The organism is Paenibacillus thalictri (genome assembly GCF_004307995.1).
GTDB classification, from domain to species: domain Bacteria; phylum Bacillota; class Bacilli; order Paenibacillales; family NBRC-103111; genus Paenibacillus_AF; species Paenibacillus_AF thalictri.
The window spans coordinates 109391-130443 of the sequence record NZ_SIRE01000019.1 but is presented as its reverse complement, the minus strand read 5'-3'; the positions used below and the strand labels follow the sequence as shown (position 1 = coordinate 130443).

Sequence of the window (21053 nt, the reverse complement as noted above, 5' to 3'; positions counted from 1 at the left end):
GCAAGACCATCTTATCTTACTTGGGGGAATGAAACTTGGACTCGCATGCATCAACGCCTATTGTACCAGAAACGCCGGTATTCCGTGTTTTGCCGATTATGGTTGCTCTGTGTACCGCCGGATTTATAGGTTTATTTAGTGAAACGGCGTTAAATATCGCCTTAAGCGATCTCATGAAGACATTTGAATTAAGCGCGGCAACCGCCCAATGGCTAACCACAGGTTATTTGCTGACACTTGGCATCCTGGTGCCCGTATCGGGGCTGCTCTTGCAGTGGTTTACCACACGGCAGCTGTTTATAAGCGCATTAGCTTTTGCAATTGCCGGCACATTGCTTGGCGCTTTGTCGTTCAGCTTTGAACTGCTGATGGTTTCGCGTGTGCTGCAAGCTATCGGTACCGGACTGCTGCTGCCGCTGATGTTTAATACCATCTTGATCATTTTTCCGCCTCATAAGCGCGGCGCGGCGATGGGGATCGTTGGCCTCGTGATTATGTTTGCCCCTGCGGCGGGTCCGATGCTGGCCGGATTGATGATTGAATTCCTGTCATGGCACTATATTTTCTGGTTTTCGCTGCCGCTTCTAATCCTCTCTTTGTTTTGCGGCATCCGATATATGCAAAATGTCAGCGCCATTACGAAACCCGGCATCGATCTGTTGTCGATCGCGCTTTCCACAGCCGGGTTTGGCGGAATTGTGTTTGGCTTCAGCCATGCGGGCGAAAGCGGAGGCTGGTCCAGTATGCTGGTCATCGTTTCGATCGCAGTAGGCGCCGTCTCGCTTGTTTTATTTTGCCTGCGGCAAAACGTGATGAAACAGCCGATGCTGAACCTGCGGGTATTTCAATATCCGATGTTTACGGTGGGACTCGTCATGGTATTTCTTTGTTTTATGGTTATCCTTTCGTCCATGCTGGTACTGCCGTTATTCCTGCAAAATGCCATGGCCATGTCCGCCATGACTGCCGGTCTTGTGCTGCTGCCGGGCGGTGTGCTGAACGGGATTTTATCGCCGATTGTAGGTGTGTTGTTTGATAAATTCGGTCCAAGATGGCTGGTTATTCCAGGGTTGGCGCTTATTGCGGTTGTATTATGGTTTTTCTCCGGCGTTACGGTAGCGTCTTCGGTCGGACTCATCATCGTATTGCACTGCTGTCTGATGCTGGGCATTTCTTTTGTTATGATGCCGTCGCAAACAAATGGACTGAATCAGCTGCCCAAACAGCTGTATCCGGATGGCACCGCGATTATGAATACATTGCAGCAAATTGCCGGAGCGATTGGCACCGCAGTGTCTGTCAGTGTTTTGTCCAAAGGGGTGGACTCTTATATGAGCCGTTCCGCGGCGCCGACCAATCCTCACGAGGCTGCAATCGCCTTTTCGAACGGATCGCAAAATGCCTTTGTATTTGCGATGCTGGTTGCGGTAATTGGCTTTGCGATTGCGCTTTTCATCCGGCGCGTCAAGGTGGCCAAAGGAGCCGAAGCGGCCCGGTCCATGCATTAATTTTGGAGGGAACAGGATTGACTTGATCGCGGCTTGAGTTATAATTAGGCAATACATCAAGGTATGCGCGACTGGCGAAAACGCAGATTACTGCGGGGGAGCGCATATAGCATAAGAGCCGTTCGCCTGGGCAAAGTATTTGGTCAACTACGATCAAATACTTTTTTTATTTTCCAAGGGGGATGATGACAAATGAGCGATCAACTGGCGATTAGAAGGGCAACACGTGAAGATTTGGAAGATCTTCAGCAGCTGTACATCGAGGCCGCCCGATGGATTCGTCTGTCGAAAGGAATCAGGCAGTGGAAAGAGGAGGCATTTACTTTAACGTATATCGAGCAATTTGTGAGTGAGCAAGATGTATTTGTGGCACATGCAGGGGACAGGCTCGCAGGCTGTTTTTCAATCCAATGGCAATACGAAGAAATATGGGGTGAACAATTTCATCAGGATGCCGGATACATCCACCGGCTTGCCGTTTCAAGAGAAACTAAAGGACAAGGGCTGGGCAAGAAGATGCTGGTCTGGGCGGAAGATTATATTCGAAAACAAGGCAAGCATTGGATCCGATTGGATTGCATGGCGGACAATCCGGAGTTAAACGCCTATTACATAAGCTTAGGCATGATTTATCGGGGACGGTTTAACGGCCGTGGATGGAGCGCGAATTTGTACGAACGAGAAATAATGAAGTGAGGGATAAGCGCGTGGACGAAAGAATTGCCAAGATCCGAAGTGAAGAAAAAGCTTATCATGAAGCCTGCTATGAGCGGCACGGACTGTTTGAGACCGGCTCATGGCTGCACAAACCGGTGAAAACCGTCATGGATGAACTATCCTGTTTGGATCCGGTTCGGCCGCTGTATGTACTGGATCTTGGCTGCGGTGTTGGCCGAAATAGCATTCCAATCGCACAAAAATTACGCGATCAGGACGTAACTGTCGATTGTGTCGATGTTTTGGAATCGGCGCTGAATAAATTGAGAAGCTACAGCGAGCAATTTGGAGTTGCCGGCTGCATCAATACCTATCCGTCGGATATTGGCGATTATGTGATAACGGAAGGGAAATATGATTTTATTGTTGCTGTATCAGCTTTGGAGCACCTTGAATCGATGCCAAAATTAAAGCAGGTGCTTGATAAAATGCATCAAGGGACCAAGCCCGGAGGAATCAACTGCATCGTTATGAATACCGATATTCAAGAAATTGATCTCGATAGCGGCGAAGAGCTGGCACCGCAGATTGAGCTGATATTAACGCTGGATGAAGCCGAAATGCTTTTATCAAACGTTTTTGCGGATTGGAGCATCCGGCCCAGAAAGGTGCAGCCGCTTACGTTTCATATCGAGAGACAAGGGAAACCTGTATTATTAAAAAGCAACTGCATCACTTTCGTAGCCCAGCGGATTACATGCTGATCTGTTGATTGTACAGGCTTGCGCCATTTGATTAATGCCATTAATATTTAAAGAGCAGGAGCCAAGCATAAGATTGGACAAAATGGAGCACAACGGGGAGGAAACGGAAATGAACATCATGAATGTGCCGTTTGGCACGATGGATTGGAGCACGGTTGAACCAACCGAACATCAAGGGGAGACGGGAACCGCCTATTGGAGAACGCTGCAAGCAGGCAATGTGCGTGTCCGCATGGTTGAATATACGCCCGGGTATTTGGCGGACCATTGGTGCAGCAAAGGTCATGTGCTTTTGGTGCTCGCAGGCGAGCTGTTGACGGAGTTGAGCGACGGCCGCACGTTTATGCTGAAGCCCGGGATGAGCTACCACGTAGCCGATCAGGCGGAACCTCATCGTTCTTCGACGGTGACGGGCGCTAAATTGTTTATTGTGGATTAGGACACGTATGAACGTGAAGTTTTGCAAGCCGCGCACCCCGCGGCTTTTTCTATTATTTCAATAAATTGATAAATATGTATGCAGATTGAATTTTCCTTGCCTCAGGTAGGGTCTAGTCAAAGGAAAAAGAAAGGATTATAATCTTCTACTAAGTCGCTTTTGCGGCAAAATGAAAGCACATCCAAAAAAACAATCATACGCAGTAAGCTGCGGAAAGGAGGGGCGCAGGGCAGCGCGGAGTGCGAAGCCGTCATCTTTTTCACCGGTTGAAAACGCATTCCAATACCCTGGGCGGGCAAGTCCCTGCGTCATATTACATGAAAGCTATTATGATTATGTTTGATTCCTTGAACCGCCATATGCTTCCTCCTTATGGGGGATGGATTAAGGCGCCTAATTTTCAGCGTCTTGCGGAAAAAAGCGTTGTTTTCGACACCTGTTTTGTCGGCAGCATGCCTTGTATGCCGGCCAGAAGAGAATTGCAAACGGGCAGGTACAACTTTTTGCACCGCAGTTGGGGGCCGTTGGAGCCGTTTGACGATTCCATGCCGGAAATTTTAAAGCAAAACGGCGTGTACACCCACTTGGTGACCGACCATCAGCATTATTGGGAAGACGGCGGAGCGACCTATCACAACCGTTACAGTACATACGAATTTATTCGCGGACAAGAAGGCGACCCTTGGAAAGGGGAGATTAAAGATCCGGAAACACCCGACTATATGGGCGGGCATACAACGGGGCTAGGTGGTCACAGCGCGGGAAGAATGGTCATTCAAGATTGGATCAACCGCAAATACGTAAAGGAGCTTGCTGACTTTCCTCAGGCCCAGGTATTTGAAAAAGGGATGGACTTTATCCGTCAGAACGGCAGCGACGATAATTGGTTTTTGCAGCTGGAAACATTTGATCCGCATGAACCGTTTTTTGCGCATCAGTCATTCCGGGATCTTTACCCGCATGCTTACGAAGGCAAACACTTCGACTGGCCTCCGTACCGGCGTATCGAGGAAACACCGGAACAAGTGGAGCACTGCCGGTACGAGTATGCGGCGTTGGTCAGCATGTGCGATCATTATTTAGGCAAAGTGCTGGATCTGATGGATGAGCTTGACATGTGGAAGGATACGCTGCTGATCGTGAATTCCGACCACGGGTTTTTGCTGGGCGAACATGACTGGTGGGCGAAAAACATCCAGCCGTTCTACAACGAAATCGCCCGGCCGCCGCTTTTTATATGGGATCCGCGGTGCGGCAAAACCGGCGAACGGCGCAGCAGCCTTGTGCAGATGATCGACATGGCGCCGACTTTGCTTGATTTCTTTCAAGTGAACATTCCCGAAGACATGCAAGGCAAGCCGTTAAAAGAGACGATCGCTGCAGACCAGCCGGTGCGGCAGGCAGCTTTATTTGGCATTCATGGCGGGCATATTAACTGTACGGACGGCCGTTATGTGTACATGAAAGCGCCGGTCTCGGCGCAGAACGGTCCGATTTACAATTATACGCTGATGCCTTCGCATATGCGGTGCTTGTTCAGCGTGAATGAGCTCAAAGATCTATCTTTGGCGCAGCCGTTCAGCTTTACCAAGGAGCTGCAAACGATGAAAATCGGAGCCAATCCGCACAACGAGCTGCACAAGTTCGGTACGCTGTTGTTTGATACGTTGCAGGATCCGGACCAGCAGCAGCCGATCCAAGACGAACGTATCGAAGCGTATATGACCGAACAGATGTTACGGCTGATGCGCGAGAGCGATGCCCCGTCCGAGCAATATGAAAGAGTGGGGCTCAAGTAATTAACAGACCGTCTATAACGCCGTTTTATTCCCGAATCGTTCAGCGCAAGCTCGCTGGACGATTTTTTTAACGATATCGCAAGAAAAAGTCGATATTAACCGGTGTTGCCCGCCTTTAAAAGGCCTCGATAGAAGTTTTTCTTATGATTGACATTGCAAGTCTTTCGCCAATCCATTACGATTTTCTTAGAGGATCAGCACACGGAAGCGAGGCGCTTAGGTATGTTTCAAGTATTGATAGCGGAAGATGAGCTGTGGATTCGCAGCGCAATCGGGGAAATGGTGGAGAAGCTCAGCCCCGAGTTTCATGTCGTTGGAGAGGTTGGCAACGGCGAAGAGGCATGGAATTTTATTCAGGAGCATTGGCCGGCGATTCTGATTACCGATATTATGATGCCCCGTCAAAACGGGCTGTGGTTAGCTGAGCAAATATACGAGCACGAGCTTCCGATGTCCACGATCATAGTCAGCGGATACGATAATTTCCAGTATGCCAAGCAAGCCATGCGTTTCGGCATTTTTGAATATTTGTTAAAACCGCTTAATGTTGACGAATTGCACGAATCGCTGAGACGATCCGCCCGCCGCTTGGCCGGCATGACGGATACACGCGACACCATCGGCCGCATTCAGCAGTTTGCCGACGCGCTACCGGATTTGTCCCAAGCGGAGCTGCTGGAGCAAATCGATTCGCTGGTCAACGATACGTTTGCCTTGAAAACGCCGCCGGGCATAAGAACAAATTTGCTCAGCTCGCTCTCCAGCCGTTTGAATGAATTTTTGCGGGGAATCGATCCGCAGTTTGGCGGGATGCCGTTAGCGGCAGAAGGGGAAGAGGCCATCCGCCACCATTTTCATCAGCTGATTGACAGATGGATGGATATGGTCCCGCAATACGGCAATCAGAACGTCAAATTGGCGATTCGGCGGGTCAGGGACCATATCGACAAGCATTACACGCACAATTATTCGCTTCCCGAAGCGGCGGAGATGGCGCATTTAAGCGTATCGCATTTCAGCTCGTTGTTTAAGAAATCGACGGGTCTGACGTATTTGAACTATGTCAATCAGCTGCGCATTGAGAAAGCGAAAGAATTACTGCTTGCGCCTGAAGTCAAAATTTACGAGGTGGCCGATCAAGTCGGATTCACTTCGCTGCCTTATTTCAACCGTGTATTTAAACAACTTGTCGGGACGACGCCGTTGGAATTCAGAAAGAGGCGCGGCATATGAAGTCGATGCGCACCTTTCACAAGCTGTCGATTCGCGCCAAAATGGTTCTCGCCTTCTTGAGTCTCAGTATCGCCTCCGTGCTCTTATTGGCGCTCAGCTCGCATTATTATTACAGCCAAGCCGTAAAAAAAGATTTTTTTAACATCTCCTATGAAGCCACCAATCGCTTGAACTACTTCTTGGACTATTATTTTAAGCAATTTCAGCGCTCGTCCAGCACGTTGATTGAAAGCAACACGATTCAGAACTGGTTGACCGATCAAAATTACACCAGCGAAAATATCGACGATGTGGAAAGAGAGCTGCGAAGGTATGTGGCGCTTAATTTTCCGGAAATCCAAAATATGTTTCTCGTTTCCCGTACGCATAACGTGGTTTCCATCAGGGAATCGTTTGTTGGCGTCAACAACTATGCGTCGGAATCGTGGAACAGGATGCCGCTGCAGCAGAAACGTTACATTATTCCCACACATATCGCGGATTATCCGGGAAGTATGGGGGAGGGCGTCTTGTCGATCGTGCTGCCTATTTTTGGGGTAGAGTCGCTGGAACTTGTAGGCAATCTGGTCATCGACATTTCGCTGACTGAGATTTATCAGGCGTTTATGCGTTCCAAGCTGGGACAAAGCGGCGATTTTTTTATTCTTTCCGACAACGACACGATCGTATTTCACGCAAATCACGAATGGAACGGCCTGCCGATTTCGCAAACCGGCTTAAAAGATTTGAAGCTGCCAAAAGATCAGGAAGCGACAATCCAGCCGTTTCAAGGCGCCGATTATTTGGTTGCTGCCGTCACTTCGGAGAGCACGCATTGGAAAATCGTCTCGATGGTCCCCTTTGACGAGATGGCCGGGGAACTCACTTCAGCGACCGATTCCATGCTGATTATCCTTGGGCTGATCGCCATTTTTATCGCGCTTATGGTGCCGTTTTTATCGGCGAAATTTGTTCATCCGATTCTTATTTTGAAAAATTTGATGCGTCAGGTGGCTGGGGGCAATTTAAGCGTACGGTCGGTTTCCGTTCCCGGGCTTGACGAGTTCCAGCAGCTGAACCACAGCTTTAACATCATGGTCACCCGGCTGGAGGAGCTGTTTCAAACGAATACGACGCTGCAAATGAGAGAAGTTCAGTCCCAGCTGGCGCAGAAAGAAGCGCTGATCAAAGCGCTGCAAAATCAAATCAACCCGCATCTGCTCTATAATTCGCTGGGAATCATTCAAAGTATGGCTTATCTGGAAGAGATGCCGATGATCGAAAAGATGGCCGGAAACTTGGCCGATGTGTACAGATACACGGCGCGCTTCAGCGGTATGGAGACGACGCTGCGTGAGGAAATCATCCATCTGCAAAAATATTTGGAAATTATCCATGTCCGCTTTCCAAGCGATTTTCAAAGCCATCTGTACGTTAACGAGAAATTTCACGCTTGTCCTGTCGTTAAGTTAATTTTACAGCCGATTCTGGAAAATGCCGTCAAATATGCGATTGAACCGCTGGAAGGCAAAGGGGTGATCATCGTCAGCGCTTACGACGAAAAAAACGATCTGGTCATCGAAATCGCCGATAACGGACCCGGGATCGAAGAAGAGAAACTTCACGAAATCGAAGAGAGGATCAGAATCATCTCCACTCACGATGTACCCGGGATCGAAGACGGTGAATCGCTGGGGATTACTAACGTGCATACTAGACTTGTTTTAAAATATGGACCGGGATATGGGGTTCGGATTCATTCATTTGCCGGAAGAGGCACCGTCGTTTCGCTGCGGATGCCGCTGCTTACGCCTTTGATAACGTAAAATCGGACTCTTCGCACTCGACATTTTTCGTAAAATCGGTTTAACAATTGTAATTTCAGGCAAGGAAAATCGCTTTTGTTCGCCCTATAATAAAGACATGAAGCATAAGCAAGAAGACTAAAGGGGGAATCGTTAGTGAAAAAATGGCTGTCTATTTCAATTGTCGGCCTTCTGGCCGCAAGTATGGCTGCAGGATGTTCGAGCGGAAAACCCGCCGCCACAGGCAAGGACAATAATCCCGCCCCGGCCTCCGCGCCGGACAAGACGGGCGCGCCCAGCGCCTCAAGCGCACAGGACGAACTGAAGGATAAGCTCGAGCTGAACATTATGGCGATCAGCTATGAAGGCGGCGGATGGCCGGCCAATAATCCGATGATCGATTATCTCAACAAGAAATTTAATATCGATCTGAAGTTCCAATGGATTTCGCAGGATAATTATAAAGAAAAATTAAACGTCATGGCGGCTTCGGGCGAATTTCCGGATTCCTTCCTGCTTATGAAGGACGATTTTCTGAAGTGGCGGGACAAGGGCATCTTCCTTGATATCAAGCCACTGCTGGCCAAATACCCGAATCTCGCCAAGCAGCTTGGCGGTGAAGAGCAGCTGCAATTCATGAGCCCGAAAGGAAAATATTACAGCTTTCCTTACTACCAGATCGAAACGCAAACCTCGTTTGGTATCCGCAAGGACTGGCTTGATAAGCTGGGGCTGCAGATGCCGCAGACGCTCGACGATTTTTACAATGTCACGAAAGCGTTTGCCAAGCAAGATCCGGACGGCAACGGCAAAAACGATACGTACGGCTTCTCCGCTTCGCTTCTGGCCAATAAAACCGATTTCAAACATATCGACCAAATCAAGGCCGCTTACGGACTGGTAAATACGTGGGGTTTGAAGGACGGGAAAGTGATCAGCTGGCACTCGCAAAATAAAGAATTAAAAGATTTTGCCGCTTTTATGGCTAAAGCTTATGCGGAAGGTGTGCTCGACAAAGATTTTGCCATTAACAAGGTGAAGGATCCTCAGGACAAATATGAAGCGGGCAAAGTCGGCATCGACGATGTCGTGCCTAACGTATTTTATCAAACGATTGAGCCGAATTTGAAAAAAATCGATCCCAAAGGGGAAACGGTACAGCTGCTGCCGCCTAAGGGGCCGACCGGCTTGCAAGGAACGGCGACCAATGCGATTACGCAAAGGATCGTCATCAATGCCAAAATCGATGCCAAGAAACAAGACCGCTTGATGAAGCTGTTTGATTATCTGGTGTCCGATGAAGGCAACACCTTAACCAAAAACGGAATCGAAGGGGTCCATTATAAAAAAGAAGGCGATAAATATACGAAACTCGACGCTTTCGATAAAGACCGCCCGATCCTCATCTCCGCATGGTACTTGCGCCGGTTTGATCTGAACACGCAAATTCGGCTGTGGGACGATAAAACGATGGTTGATAATGTGAACAAATGGTTCAAAAACAGCGAGCCGTTTAAATGGACCAATGTGGCGGCAGGACTCGAATCGCCAACCGATACGAAAAACGGTACGACCATCGATCAGAAATTTATGACCGCTTTAATCAAAGTCATTATGGGCGAGCAGCCGGTCGATTCGCTCGATCAAGCCGTCGAGCAATGGAAAAAAGACGGCGGCGATAAAATTACCCAAGAGTACAACGAGGCGTATCAACAAACGCAGAAGTAACGGCGGAACAGGGGAGGCCGAGCTCTTCCCGGAAATGAACAGGTAAGCGTTGAGGCCCTTGCGTAAGGGCCTCTCCATACAAATACGAACAAAACGGGGCGCTGCCCGTATTGTACCGACCCCCAGGAGGAAGCTATGAGAAGAGACATTCAGGAAACGGCATCCATGCCATCATCTCTTCCGGGTGCCAATCAATGGAAAAGACAATCGACGTGGAAACGCGGCATTCCGATGTATCTGATGATTTTGCCGGGTCTTCTATTTTTTATCATTTTTAAATATATTCCTATGGGCGGGCTGATTATTGCTTTTCAGGAATACGATCCGTTTGAAGGATTTATGGGAAGCGCTTGGGTCGGGACGGAGCATTTTCAGCGCTTGTTTACCGATCCGGATTTCTGGATGCTGCTGCAAAATACGCTGATCCTCAGCGCGTTGAATCTGTTTTTGTTTTTTCCGGCTCCGATTGTATTTGCGGTACTGCTGAATGAAGTTCATAAGGCCTGGTTCCGCAAAACGGTGCAGACGATCATTTATATGCCTCATTTTCTTTCATGGGTGATCGTTGTCAGCATTACGGTCGTATTGTTCGCTACGCAGGACGGCGGCATCAACAACCTGCTGGACAGCATGGGGTATGAGCGGATCGAGCTGATGACAAGCCCGGATTACTTCCGTTTCCTCTATGTGGGTCAAAATATTTGGAAAGAAACGGGTTGGAATGCGATTATTTTCCTCGCGGCTCTAGCCGCCGTCGACCCTACATTATATGAAGCGGCTGTTGTGGACGGAGCGAACCGTTGGTCCCAGGTATGGCATATTACGCTGCCGGCGTTAAAATCAACGATCATTATTTTGTTTATATTGCGGCTTGGCCAGGTGATGGAGCTGGGCTTCGAACATATTTTGCTGCTGCAAAATCCGGTTAATATGAATGTCGCCGACGTGTTTGATACGTATGTTTACCGCAATGGGGTGCTGCAGGGAAATTTCAGCTATGCGACAACGGTAGGCATTTTCAAATCGGTCATCGGGTTAATTCTGATTGTGGCGGCTAACCGTCTGGCCAAAGCGTTTGGCCAAGAGGGGGTGTATTGAGATGAAGTCCTACGATGCACGTGGCAGAGATCCGCTGTTCCAGATTGTGACAAACGGCGTGCTGCTGCTCAGCTTGATCATTGTGGTGTTTCCCTTTTTATATGTGGTGATGACTTCGTTTGCGCCAAGGGAGGAGATACTGACACGCGGATTTTTCCTAATCCCTCATCACTGGACGATCAATGCCTATGGCTATTTGATGAATAGCGACCAATTCGTCACTTCATTCGGCAATGCGGTGTATATCACAGTGCTTGGAACGTTCGTCAACATGGTGCTGACTTCGCTGATGGCGTACGGTTTATCCAAAACCTGGCTGAACGGAAGAAGAGTGCTCAGTTTTATGGTGCTGTTTACGATGCTGTTCAGCGGAGGGATTATTCCGACGTATTTGGTCGTGAAAAGCATGCATCTCATTAACAGCTTTTGGGCGCTGTTTCTGACCGGAGCGATCGCGCCGTTTCATTTGATCGTGCTGCGCAGTTTTTTTCAGAACATTCCCGTTGAATTGGAGGAATCGTCGCGTATCGACGGCTGCGGCGAACTGAGGTTGTTCTGGCAAATCATCCTGCCGCTTTCGCTGCCGGCGATTGCGACGTTTACGTTATTTTACGCGGTGCAAAACTGGAACTCCTATTTTAACGCCGTGATGTATTTGAACGATGCGACAAAGTGGCCGCTGCAGGTGTTTTTGCGTCAAATGATGAACGAAGCCAACAACAGTCTGGAAAATATGACGACCGAATTCCAATACAGCCCGGCTGTCAAAATGGCGGCTATCGTGCTGACGGCGCTGCCGCTCCTCGTCGTGTATCCTTTTTTGCAAAAATATTTTAACAAAGGCATGCTGATGGGCTCGGTGAAGGGATAATCAATTCCTAATCAAGTCTGCTGCATTCCATAAGGAAGGGGATACGGATGAAAAAAACAGCGCTGCTGAACTCGGAAATTTCTTATGTTATCGCCAAGATGGGGCATCTTGATATGATCGCGATCGGAGATTGCGGACTGCCGGTGCCGTCCCATGTGCCTAAAATCGACATCGCCTTAACCGCAGGTGTTCCCGGTTTTATCGAAACGCTGCAAGCCGTATTGTCCGAGCTTCATGTCGAGAAGGCATGGGTTGCCAGCGAGCTGGTTTCGGGCGGAAGCCCGGTGTATGGGCAATTAACGGAGCTGCTGCAGGGAGTCCAAATCGGCCATCTGCCGCATGAAACGTTCAAAACGCGGATAGCCGAATATGCGGTTGCGGTCATCCGCACCGGGGAATGCACTCCTTATGCCAATGTGATTTTGCAATCGGGAGTTACTTTTTGAAACTCAAATTTAACACAAAGATAAGGTGGTAATATGTATGACCATACAGCATGATTATGTGGAGAAAGTATACGCAGGTTGGTTAGCTAAGGTGATCGGAGTCCGTCACGGCGGCAACATTGAGAACTGGACTTATGAGCGGATTGAACGCACGTTTGGCGAAATCACCGACTATCTTCACGATTTCAAAAATTTTGCCGCAGACGACGATACAAACGGACCGATCTTTTTCTTGCGCGCGCTGGAAGACTACGTATGCGGTACGGGCATTACGGCGGAACAGATGGGGCTGACCTGGCTGAACTACGCTCCGGACGGCCACGGGTTTTACTGGTGGGGCGGCTACGGCAAATCGACCGAACATACGGCATATCTCAATTTGAAAAATGGCATCATGGCGCCGCGTTCCGGCTCTATCGAACAAAACGGCATTGCTGTCGCCGAGCAAATCGGCGGTCAAATTTTCATTGACGTGTGGGGGCTTATTGCGCCGGGCAATCCGGAATTAGCGGCCCATTTTGCCGAAAAAATCGCTTCCGTCTCGCATGACGGCAACGGCAAATACGGCGGGATGTTTATCGCTGCATGTATTGCCGAAGCTTTTGTCGAGCAGGATATCGAGCGGATTATCGAAAGCGGGCTGGCCGTCATACCTGCCGATTGCGAGTATACGTCGGTCACACGTGCGGTGATCGATTTCTATAAAGCCAACCCGCATAACTGGCGGGATGCTTTCCATTATGTCAAAGCGAATTACGGCTACGATAAATATCCGGGACATTGCCATATCATACCGAATTCGGCGGTCATGATTTTGTCCTTGCTGTACGGCGAAGGCGATTTTTCCAAAACAATCAATATATGCAATATGTGCGGATGGGATACCGATTGCAACGTAGCGAACGTTGCGACGATTATGGGCGTGCGTGGCGGAATTGAAGCGATCGACGACAAGTGGCGCAAACCAATCAACGATTTCCTTTGCTGCTCCAGCGTGATCGGCTCTCTGAATATTATGGATATTCCATGGGGTGCGACGTATATCGCCAGACTTGGCTACAAGCTGGCGGGCGAACAAGTTCCGGAACGCTGGGCGGGCATTTTCGCGGATACACGGACGAACTTTCATTTTGAATATCCCGGTTCGACACACGCTTTCCGGCTGGAACACAATGACACGCTGCCGGTTTCGGCTTGGCTCGAAAATTCGGATCAGCATGCGGCTTCCGGCAGCAGATCGCTGAAGGTACATTTCAGCAACGTGCAGGGAGGCTGCGCATACCGCGTGTACCATCAAACGTATTACCGTCCGGATGATTTTAACGACAGCCGTTACGATCCCAGCTTCTCGCCGATTTTGTATCCCGGACAAACGATGGAAGCGAAGGTGCTGCTCCCGGGGCTGGCAGGTCAACGCGTCAAAGCGCGCCTCTACGTCAAAGACGGCAATAACGGCAGCTTCCATTATGGAGCTGACGTGCAGTTGACCGCCGGGGAGTGGACGCAGCTTCAATATCAAATTCCGCATTTAAACGGCAGCTGTCTGGAGCATGCCGGTATTGAGCTGGTTCCCATGGACGGCAAGGGACCGAAGGGGCCAAGCCTGCTTTGTTATGTTGACGATGTGGCATTTGGCGGCAAGCCAAATTATACCGTCGATTTCGCCAAGGAACGTCTTGAAAAATGGAACGGGCTGCATATCGAAGTAAGCCAGCTTACTTATTTGCGCGGCATCTGGACGCTGGAGGACGGGGAGCTTAGCGGCAGCTACTCCGGAGAACCGGCGGAAAGTTATACCGGCGCCTTGGATTGGGCGGATTATGAATTCGAAGCGGCGGTGGTCCCTAAGCTGGGCGAACATCACCGGATCAACTTCCGGGTGCAAGGCGGCATTCGCTCGTATGCCGTCGGGTTTGCTCCGGGTGGCAAGCTGGCGCTTTATAAAAACGACAACGGCTACCGGAAGTTAAGTGAAACCGCTTATACTTGGCGGCTGGACCAACCGGAGGTCATTTCGGTGAAAGCGGAAGGGAGCCGGTTTCAGGTGGTTGTCAACGGCACGTCGCTGATCGATTATACCGATAACGAAAACCCTTATTTGACCGGCATGATCGGTTTCTCGAATGCGGAAGGAAGCCATACACACTACCGGGGTTTTACGGTGGCTGGTCTATAAATTCAACAGATGTGCCAGAAGGAGGAGTCAACGATGAGCAAACCCAATATTGTCGTGATCTGCAGCGATCAGCATCATCCCCTTATTACCGGATATCGCGGACATCCCTATATCCAGACGCCGAACCTCGACCAATTGGCTGCAGACGGCACTTTTTTCAGCAACGCTTACAGTAATTGTCCCGTATGTACGCCCAGCCGAATGAGCTTCATCACCGGCAAATACCCGCATCAAATCGACAGCTGGTTTCTCGGCTGTCCGCTCGACCGCGAGGAGATGACTTGGTCGCGCAAGCTGGACCAGTCAGGCATCCCGTCGGCTATGTTCGGAAAGATGGACTTCTGCGGCGATTATCAGGATGGCGGTTTTAGCGAATATAAAATTATAAAAAAACGTGCGGCGTTTCAACCGTACCCTCGTACAACACCGCTGTATTCGCGGTTGGAAGGTCATGTGCGGGTCGATAAACGGATGCACATCGTCAATGCCGGGATTCGCGAAGATGTGGTGACCGACGGCGATACCGGATATAACAAAGATCTCGGTTTTTACGATCACGACCGCGTCGTGACCGACTGGGCGATTGATTACCTCAAGCGCAAGGGCGCTGAAGAGGAAGATAAGCCGTGGGCGATGTATGTCGGTCTGATGTTCCCGCATTGGCCTTACAAAGTGCCGAAGGCGTATTACGACATGTATTATCCGAATAATGTCGTGATGCCGCATGACGCTTCTTTTCCGAACGACCATCTGCACCCGCAAGTCCGCAATATGCAAAATGCGCTTGGCTTAGGAGAGATTACCGAACCGATGCTGCGCAACGTGGTCGCCACGTATTACGGAATGATTACCGCGCTGGACGATCATGTCGGCAAAATTATCGCCGAACTGAAGGCGCAAAACTTATACGACAATACGTATATCGTATATATGTCTGACCATGGCGAAAACTTGGGCGAACACGGCTTGTTTTATAAGCAATGCAGCTACCAGGCTTCCGTTGGTGTGCCTCTGATTGTCAAAGGCCCCGGCTTGCCAAGCGGCCAATGCATCGATCATCCGGTCAGCCTGGTCGATCTTTACCCGACCATCATGGAGATCGCCGGACTAGAGAAAGAACCGGACCGGCCGGGCCAAAGCTGGCTGCCGCTGATTAAGGATGGCGCACAGGAAGGGAGAAACGATTACGCTTTCTCCGAATATCACGGTAACTTTTTTAAACAGGATTGGTATATGCTGGTCAAAGACGGTTTTAAATACACATATTATGTAAACGATCGTCCTTCGTTATTCCATCTGCAGGATGACCCGCAGGAAATGAACGATATTGCCGGCGATGAGCGTTACCAAGGCGTGCTGGCGGAATTTGAAACGCTGCTGCGCAGCATCGTTGATCCGGAGGAGGTTTCCTTAAGAGCGAAGGGTCATTTGGGGCTGATCGGTCCGAATGGGGAAGATTATACGCTGACGATGACCGATCCCGAATGCAAAGAACTGATTAAGTCGGGCGTATTTCAAGATGAGCTGGAATTTCCGAAATGGCCGGGACCGGCCGGCATGCTGCAAAAAGGATAGTAACGGGAGATCACGGTGACGAGAACTGCACCCCAATGGTTAGAAGCTTTCTAACGGTTGGCGGTGCAGTTTTTTCTTATTCGCCTGCCGGCGCATTAGTGCAGATGTGCCGCAAATAAGAAGAGAAACTCGCTATATTCATCTGCATATGCCTGTTGCTGCCCTCCAGCTTGCTTAACATAATGCCGCCTTCCATAAGCGATAAAGTAAACGTAGCCAAAGCGTCAGCGTCCAAACTTTCCTTGAACTCACCGCTTCGTACGCCTTCTTGAATGATCGCTTTCATTATATTTAAGGTGTTGGCTAGTCCTTGCTGCGCTCTTTCGCGCAAGGCGGGGTGCGTGTCGTCGCTTTCGACCGCCGTATTCTGCAAAGGACAACCGCCGGTAAACGGGGGATTGTCCACGACATTTTCATATACGCGGAAAAACGCCAGCAGCCGGCCGGCTGCGGAGTCTTCTTTAGCAATCGCTTCGTTCAATTTGCTGCCGACAATGCCGGCGGCGTAATTATAGGCTTCGAGAGCGATCTCGTCTTTACTGTTAAAATGGCGGTAGATGCCGCCTTTTTTGATGCCGGCGGCGTCGATGATATCGTTAAGTGATGAGCCCGCATATCCTTGTCGGTTAAACAGCTCGGCGGATTTCATAATGATGTGCTCCCGCGTTTTATCCCCTTTTTTCATAAGCCCTCCTATGAGACGTAATCCGATACTTCATTATACCAAATTTTTACGTTGGTGCCCTTGCCATCCGTTGGAAGTATGTTACAATAAAAGATACCGAACGGTATCGTTTTGATGTGAAAAATAAACAAATAGGGTGGAGGGATGTCATGGGGCAAAAACGTTGGTATGTGCGTCATTATGCATGGATCGGATTGGCGGCCTTATGGATGATCGGGTTTAACGGAGCTATTTCCCGGTTTATCATGGCTTCTTATCAAGTGCAAATGTCGGAGGACTTGCATGTCAGCAGAGGGTTTATCTCGATCGCCTGGTCGGCAAATTTGCTGATTGCCGCGCTTTGCGCGCCGGTCGGAGGCCGGCTTGTCGACCGGTACGGGCCAAGGAAAGTGATGCTGCTCGCCAGTGTGTTCAGCATTTGCGGTACCGGGCTTGTGTATATGAGTCACGGTCCCGTGTTCTTTTTTATAGGCTACGGGGTGTTGTCGGGACTAGCGGGAATTGGCGCATCGACGGCTTTTGTGCTGCTTTTTAAATGGTTTGGCCGCCATAAAGCGAAAGCGGCGGGGATATTAAGCAGCGCCTCTTCAGTGGGGCTTGCCGTCTGCACTCCGGTATTTTTAGCCAACAAAATGCTGACCTGGGAAAATGCGTTTTTCATATCGGCTGCATTGGGACTTGTACTAACGATCCCGCTGATCCTATTTGTCATTCGCCCAGCGGAGACAGCTGCGGAAAACCAAACGCCCGAGCGGAAAGATGCCCCAATTGACGCTGCCGAAACTCCTCTTCAGCCGAGCCGGCCTAGCCGTGGAACATTCAGCTTACCCATTATCGTTGTTGCTTTTGCGCTGTTTACTTGCGGAATCAATATGGGGACGGTGGAAATGAACCTGGTGGCGATTCATCAGCAAGCCGAAGTTGCCGCTGGAACGATCGCTTTATCGATGGGCGTGCTGGGCGTCATGGAAATTATCGGTTCGCTTGTTTTCGGTTTGTTGATGGATGCCATCCATAAACGGCTGGCGATGATTTTGCTGTATGGGCTGCGTATCCTTAGTTTCCTGGTTTTGTTTCTGCATACGCCGTGGTCTCCGGTCGTTTTTGCCGTTATTTTCGGCATCACGTATTTGGGCGCTGTTCCAGGGGGGATGTTGATCGCTAACGAGCTGACGGACCGGAAGGGAAGTCTGATCGGCAAATTGCTGCTGTTTCATCAAGCCGGCGGCATATTGGGCGCATTAATCGGAGGGATCGCTTATGATGCCTTCCAAAATTATCAGCTGTTAATTGCCGTTGACGCCGTCCTTTGCGTGATCGCTGTTATCGGATATTCATTGATCAAGCTGAAACATTCAATTCAAAAAGGAGTGTTGTCCCATGCCGGTTAGAGACCAATTGGAACAAACAAAAGCTGGTTTTATCGCAAAAGTGCCTGGAGAAGCCCAAGCGGACATTTTTCGCCACATCAAGGAACAGCAGTTATCGGGCGCCGTCTTCGGACTTCATGAGGGGGACAAAGCTCCGGATTTTACACTGCCTAATCCGCTCGGCGAGCAGGTCACGTTATACGACGAGCTTGCCAAAGGCCCGGTCGTCTTCATTTTCTACCGTGGCGGCTGGTGCCCGTTCTGCAATGTCCAGCTTAGAGCTTACCAGCAATGTCTCCCGGAGATTCGGAAGCAAGGGGCGCAATTGCTTGCCGTCTCGCCGCAAAGTCCCGACAATTCGCTGTCGCAAAAGGAGAAAGAAAAGCTGATCTTTCAGGTGTTAAGCGATACGAACGGCCTTGTAGCGGAGAGCTACAACCTATTGTTTGAGCTGCCCGATTACCTCCAACATACACTTAAACATACGCTTGGGCTGGACCTCGGCGTGTACAACCGTACCGACCGCTGGGTGCTGCCGGTGCCGGCGGCGTTAATTATCGACCAAGCGGGTTTTGTCCGGTTCGCCGAAGCCGATCCCGATTTTATGAAACGGACGGAACCTCAGACCATCATCGGCGAGTTAAAGAAACTTTAGGCGATTTATCAAACAGAGGGGAGCCGATGGGTAGGCCACTGAAAAAGAAGCGGAGTGAGCGAAATCATGCTGGAGAAGCGCCAGCATTCGCTTTTGTCTGCGAATTTCACCTGCCATAAGCAGGTACATTCAAGAAATTCGGAGACAATTGGCGATCGTAAGCATGATTCGCTTATGAAGCGTTCACTTTTTCAGTGGCCAGGCCAATAGGCGGCGGAAGTTTTTTCATTCCATTTATATAGTTTTTTGCGCCGGCATTGATTATGATGGGGAAAGAAGGTGCGACGACTACCAACGGGAGGTGTTGTATGAAATGGTCAGAGGCTGATGCCGACCTGCAAGCCGTGAAGCGGTTTTTGGCGGATATGTCCGGATCCGACTTAAACACGCTGCTGCTTGACGTATTTCAGGAAAAAATCCAGAGGACAAAGGCAAGTGAGCTTCTGAAACGGTACGATCTCAACCGTTTTGTGCGGCCGGCTTCCCTTGATCCGGTCGCGTTAAAAAAACTGGAGCTTCTAGCATTGTCCATTGCCGGTGCGAACAAGTTCACTCCGCTGCAATTATCGCCTGCGGCTCCGCTGGGTTCCTGCTCGGTTGTCGCCGCCGTAGATCAGAACAAGGTGATTTCGGCGCTGAGGGGGACGGAAATCGCCTCCGATCCGACCAATGCCCTAGCACTGCATATGGCCAGCTTGCTCAAGTCCGGCCAAATGAGCAACGATCCTGATGATATCCGGTTTTGTACGACACATCGGGTCGTCAGAGCCCAGCATTTCGGGAATAACCCCCGGCTGCTGCCGCATTTCCACTTGTTCTGTATGGTGACCTCGGGTAAAGACAAAGGTTCCTATGAATTTGAAGCGAGTTCGTTTTGGGAGCATATCGCTGTGTACAAGGAGCTGTTTCAAGCCCATCTGCAGACCGATGTGAGCGTTAAGCTGCAGCTCAGAGGCGGATACAAAAATCCTGAAGATTTGGCGGCGGCGATCGTCCGGCATGGCGAGAAAGCGGCTCCGGCAACGGCTATCGAATCGGTTCCCGGGATCTCCGATAATGCCTACTACAACGGCGTTCAATTCACTTTGACGATTTCCGCAGGCGGGCAAAGCCAAGCCATTGGCGACGGAGGTTTTGTTAATTGGACACAGACCTTGTTGGGCAGTAAAAAAGAAAGGCTGCTGATTAGCGGGATTGGGCTTGATCGGCTGGTTAACGTCGCTGCGATGTCGTAGCGGCGTTTTTTCAGTGGTCGGAAAAAACCAAGGATTCGCCGCTCATGTCCATGGTCAATCGCCGTTGATTATGTATCATGAATAATGAACATCGCCGCCGGCAGAAAGCCGGCAGGAGGAGGCCGTATTCATGGAAGCGCAAAACGAGTTAACCGAAGTTGAATTGGAATATATGAGCAAACAGTTTCGCTGGACCGTTCAGACGCCAACGCAGGATTCGCCGGAGGAGCGGGTCGCGCTTGCCGGCCTGCGGGATCCCAAAAGCTGCGTTTCTTATTTGGATGCGCTGACACATCAGCTCCGCTCGCCGTCCAGAGCGGTTACCGCGTCGCAGTTTGCCAAGAGGTATGCATTTTTGGCGGGCGCCGCCGGCATGTATGCCATGACGATGTACGATAAAAGCATCGATATGTCGCTGGACCGCTGTAGTTTGGTCATGTCGTCCGCCGCCGCTTCTTGGTCCCCCCGCCTGCATGTAGCCGATCTGCGGGCAGCCGCGCCTGAGCTTGATCGCAACGAATGGCGCAGCGAAACCGTCCGCCGTCTGTTCGCCGGAAATGTTGCCGTGTTATGGCGGGTCATGTCCGAAACGGCGCGAATACCGATGTCCATTTTATGGGAAAACACGGCTGTACGCATCTATTCCTTATACGAGAAACGTATCGATGCTGAAGCCAACCCCGAGCAGCGGCAGCGGATGAGGGAAGATTTCGAATTTTTGACAATGACCGCCCCGGGCCGGCTGTTCGGAGAAACGGACAACCCGCTTGCCAAATATTACAGCGGAAATGAAGCGGGCTCATCGGGCACCGCGTCCTTACGCATCCGCCAAACCTGCTGCTTGTATTATAAAATCCCAAACGACGAAGGTTATTGCACAGCATGTCCAATTGTAGCCCGTGCGAATAGCTCTGATAGTTAAATGAATTAAGCCGGGTTGGTCAGCCCATTGATTTATTTTTTGCCGCGTTTCAGTTAACATGGAGATAACGCAATGGCCTTGTGCCGGTCATTTGTACATATATTCTCC

General features: G+C 50.1%; 18 protein-coding genes and 1 riboswitch. Of the genes, 17 read left to right on the top strand and 1 reads right to left on the bottom strand.

Annotation, left to right across the window (positions count from 1 at the left end):
- The first annotated feature begins 98 nt into the window (after positions 1–98).
- The 13 genes from EYB31_RS25170 (at position 99) to EYB31_RS25110 (ending at position 16078) form a co-directional block, all read left to right on the top strand.
- Positions 99–1508 (top strand): DHA2 family efflux MFS transporter permease subunit, encoded by a 1410-nt coding sequence (locus EYB31_RS25170; RefSeq protein WP_131016277.1) that lies wholly within the window; start codon positions 99–101, stop codon positions 1506–1508.
- Between the two features lie 57 nt (positions 1509–1565).
- Positions 1566–1647: riboswitch (ZMP/ZTP riboswitch) on the top strand.
- A 53-nt stretch (positions 1648–1700) separates the two neighbouring features.
- Entirely contained in the window at positions 1701–2204 is a 504-nt protein-coding gene (locus EYB31_RS25165; protein ID WP_131016189.1) for a GNAT family N-acetyltransferase, read from the top strand.
- Positions 2205–2215: 11 nt separating this feature from the next.
- On the top strand, positions 2216–2929 hold the full coding sequence (locus EYB31_RS25160) for a class I SAM-dependent methyltransferase (RefSeq protein ID WP_240762832.1): 714 nt from the start codon (positions 2216–2218) through the stop codon (positions 2927–2929).
- Positions 2930–3038: 109 nt separating this feature from the next.
- Positions 3039–3368, top strand: coding sequence for a DHCW motif cupin fold protein (locus EYB31_RS25155; RefSeq protein WP_131016187.1), 330 nt, complete (start codon positions 3039–3041; stop codon positions 3366–3368).
- Between the two features lie 317 nt (positions 3369–3685).
- Positions 3686–5167, top strand: a complete 1482-nt coding sequence (locus EYB31_RS25150) for a sulfatase (protein WP_131016186.1) — start codon at positions 3686–3688, stop codon at positions 5165–5167.
- Between the two features lie 222 nt (positions 5168–5389).
- Positions 5390–6400, top strand: coding sequence for a response regulator transcription factor (locus EYB31_RS25145; RefSeq protein WP_131016185.1), 1011 nt, complete (start codon positions 5390–5392; stop codon positions 6398–6400).
- Positions 6397–8205, top strand: a complete 1809-nt coding sequence (locus EYB31_RS25140; protein WP_131016184.1) for a sensor histidine kinase — start codon at positions 6397–6399, stop codon at positions 8203–8205. The genes EYB31_RS25145 and EYB31_RS25140 overlap by 4 nt, the downstream gene beginning before the upstream one ends.
- A gap of 135 nt (positions 8206–8340) precedes the next feature.
- Positions 8341–9912: a type 2 periplasmic-binding domain-containing protein gene (locus tag EYB31_RS25135; RefSeq protein ID WP_131016183.1), complete on the top strand. Its 1572-nt coding sequence runs from the start codon at positions 8341–8343 to the stop codon at positions 9910–9912.
- Between the two features lie 135 nt (positions 9913–10047).
- Entirely contained in the window at positions 10048–11010 is a 963-nt protein-coding gene (locus EYB31_RS25130) for an ABC transporter permease (protein WP_240762830.1), read from the top strand.
- A 1-nt stretch (position 11011) separates the two neighbouring features.
- Positions 11012–11881 (top strand): carbohydrate ABC transporter permease, encoded by an 870-nt coding sequence (locus EYB31_RS25125; protein WP_131016182.1) that lies wholly within the window; start codon positions 11012–11014, stop codon positions 11879–11881.
- A 47-nt stretch (positions 11882–11928) separates the two neighbouring features.
- Entirely contained in the window at positions 11929–12327 is a 399-nt protein-coding gene (gene rbsD / locus EYB31_RS25120; RefSeq protein ID WP_131016181.1) for a D-ribose pyranase, read from the top strand.
- 37 nt (positions 12328–12364) lie between these two features.
- On the top strand, positions 12365–14503 hold the full coding sequence (locus EYB31_RS25115) for an ADP-ribosylglycohydrolase family protein (protein ID WP_131016180.1): 2139 nt from the start codon (positions 12365–12367) through the stop codon (positions 14501–14503).
- 33 nt (positions 14504–14536) lie between these two features.
- Positions 14537–16078 carry a sulfatase-like hydrolase/transferase gene (locus tag EYB31_RS25110; protein WP_165452607.1) on the top strand — a complete coding sequence of 514 codons (1542 nt, stop codon included), beginning with the start codon at positions 14537–14539 and terminating at the stop codon, positions 16076–16078.
- 76 nt (positions 16079–16154) lie between these two features.
- On the opposite strand, the gene EYB31_RS25105 is transcribed toward EYB31_RS25110, so the two are convergent.
- Positions 16155–16763, bottom strand: a complete 609-nt coding sequence (locus EYB31_RS25105) for a TetR/AcrR family transcriptional regulator (protein ID WP_131016178.1) — start codon at positions 16761–16763, stop codon at positions 16155–16157.
- A 149-nt stretch (positions 16764–16912) separates the two neighbouring features.
- Here EYB31_RS25105 and EYB31_RS25100 point away from each other — a divergent pair, with 149 nt between their 5' ends.
- The 4 genes from EYB31_RS25100 (at position 16913) to EYB31_RS25085 (ending at position 20945) form a co-directional block, all read left to right on the top strand.
- Positions 16913–18154 carry an MFS transporter gene (locus EYB31_RS25100; protein WP_131016177.1) on the top strand — a complete coding sequence of 414 codons (1242 nt, stop codon included), beginning with the start codon at positions 16913–16915 and terminating at the stop codon, positions 18152–18154.
- Positions 18144–18788, top strand: coding sequence for a peroxiredoxin-like family protein (locus tag EYB31_RS25095; protein WP_131016176.1), 645 nt, complete (start codon positions 18144–18146; stop codon positions 18786–18788). Before EYB31_RS25100 ends, EYB31_RS25095 begins: the two co-directional genes overlap by 11 nt.
- 308 nt (positions 18789–19096) lie before the next feature.
- Positions 19097–20023, top strand: coding sequence for a hypothetical protein (locus EYB31_RS25090; RefSeq protein WP_131016175.1), 927 nt, complete (start codon positions 19097–19099; stop codon positions 20021–20023).
- 130 nt (positions 20024–20153) lie between these two features.
- The gene (locus EYB31_RS25085; protein WP_131016275.1) at positions 20154–20945 is read left to right on the top strand and encodes an IucA/IucC family C-terminal-domain containing protein; all 792 of its coding nucleotides are present in this window, start codon (positions 20154–20156) and stop codon (positions 20943–20945) included.
- Positions 20946–21053 lie beyond the last annotated feature (108 nt).

Coding starts and splice junctions, on each gene's coding strand:
- EYB31_RS25085 (WP_131016275.1), top strand. CDS start 20,154: ATGGAAGCGCAAAACGAGTTAACCGAAGTTGAATTGGAATATATGAGC.
- EYB31_RS25150 (WP_131016186.1), top strand. CDS start 3,686: ATGAAAGCTATTATGATTATGTTTGATTCCTTGAACCGCCATATGCTT.
- EYB31_RS25165 (WP_131016189.1), top strand. CDS start 1,701: ATGAGCGATCAACTGGCGATTAGAAGGGCAACACGTGAAGATTTGGAA.
- EYB31_RS25110 (WP_165452607.1), top strand. CDS start 14,537: ATGAGCAAACCCAATATTGTCGTGATCTGCAGCGATCAGCATCATCCC.
- rbsD (WP_131016181.1), top strand. CDS start 11,929: ATGAAAAAAACAGCGCTGCTGAACTCGGAAATTTCTTATGTTATCGCC.
- EYB31_RS25170 (WP_131016277.1), top strand. CDS start 99: ATGGTTGCTCTGTGTACCGCCGGATTTATAGGTTTATTTAGTGAAACG.
- EYB31_RS25105 (WP_131016178.1), bottom strand. CDS start 16,763: ATGAAAAAAGGGGATAAAACGCGGGAGCACATCATTATGAAATCCGCC.
- EYB31_RS25115 (WP_131016180.1), top strand. CDS start 12,365: ATGACCATACAGCATGATTATGTGGAGAAAGTATACGCAGGTTGGTTA.
- EYB31_RS25155 (WP_131016187.1), top strand. CDS start 3,039: ATGAACATCATGAATGTGCCGTTTGGCACGATGGATTGGAGCACGGTT.
- EYB31_RS25140 (WP_131016184.1), top strand. CDS start 6,397: ATGAAGTCGATGCGCACCTTTCACAAGCTGTCGATTCGCGCCAAAATG.
- EYB31_RS25145 (WP_131016185.1), top strand. CDS start 5,390: ATGTTTCAAGTATTGATAGCGGAAGATGAGCTGTGGATTCGCAGCGCA.
- EYB31_RS25090 (WP_131016175.1), top strand. CDS start 19,097: ATGAAATGGTCAGAGGCTGATGCCGACCTGCAAGCCGTGAAGCGGTTT.
- EYB31_RS25095 (WP_131016176.1), top strand. CDS start 18,144: ATGCCGGTTAGAGACCAATTGGAACAAACAAAAGCTGGTTTTATCGCA.
- EYB31_RS25130 (WP_240762830.1), top strand. CDS start 10,048: ATGAGAAGAGACATTCAGGAAACGGCATCCATGCCATCATCTCTTCCG.
- EYB31_RS25125 (WP_131016182.1), top strand. CDS start 11,012: ATGAAGTCCTACGATGCACGTGGCAGAGATCCGCTGTTCCAGATTGTG.
- EYB31_RS25100 (WP_131016177.1), top strand. CDS start 16,913: ATGGGGCAAAAACGTTGGTATGTGCGTCATTATGCATGGATCGGATTG.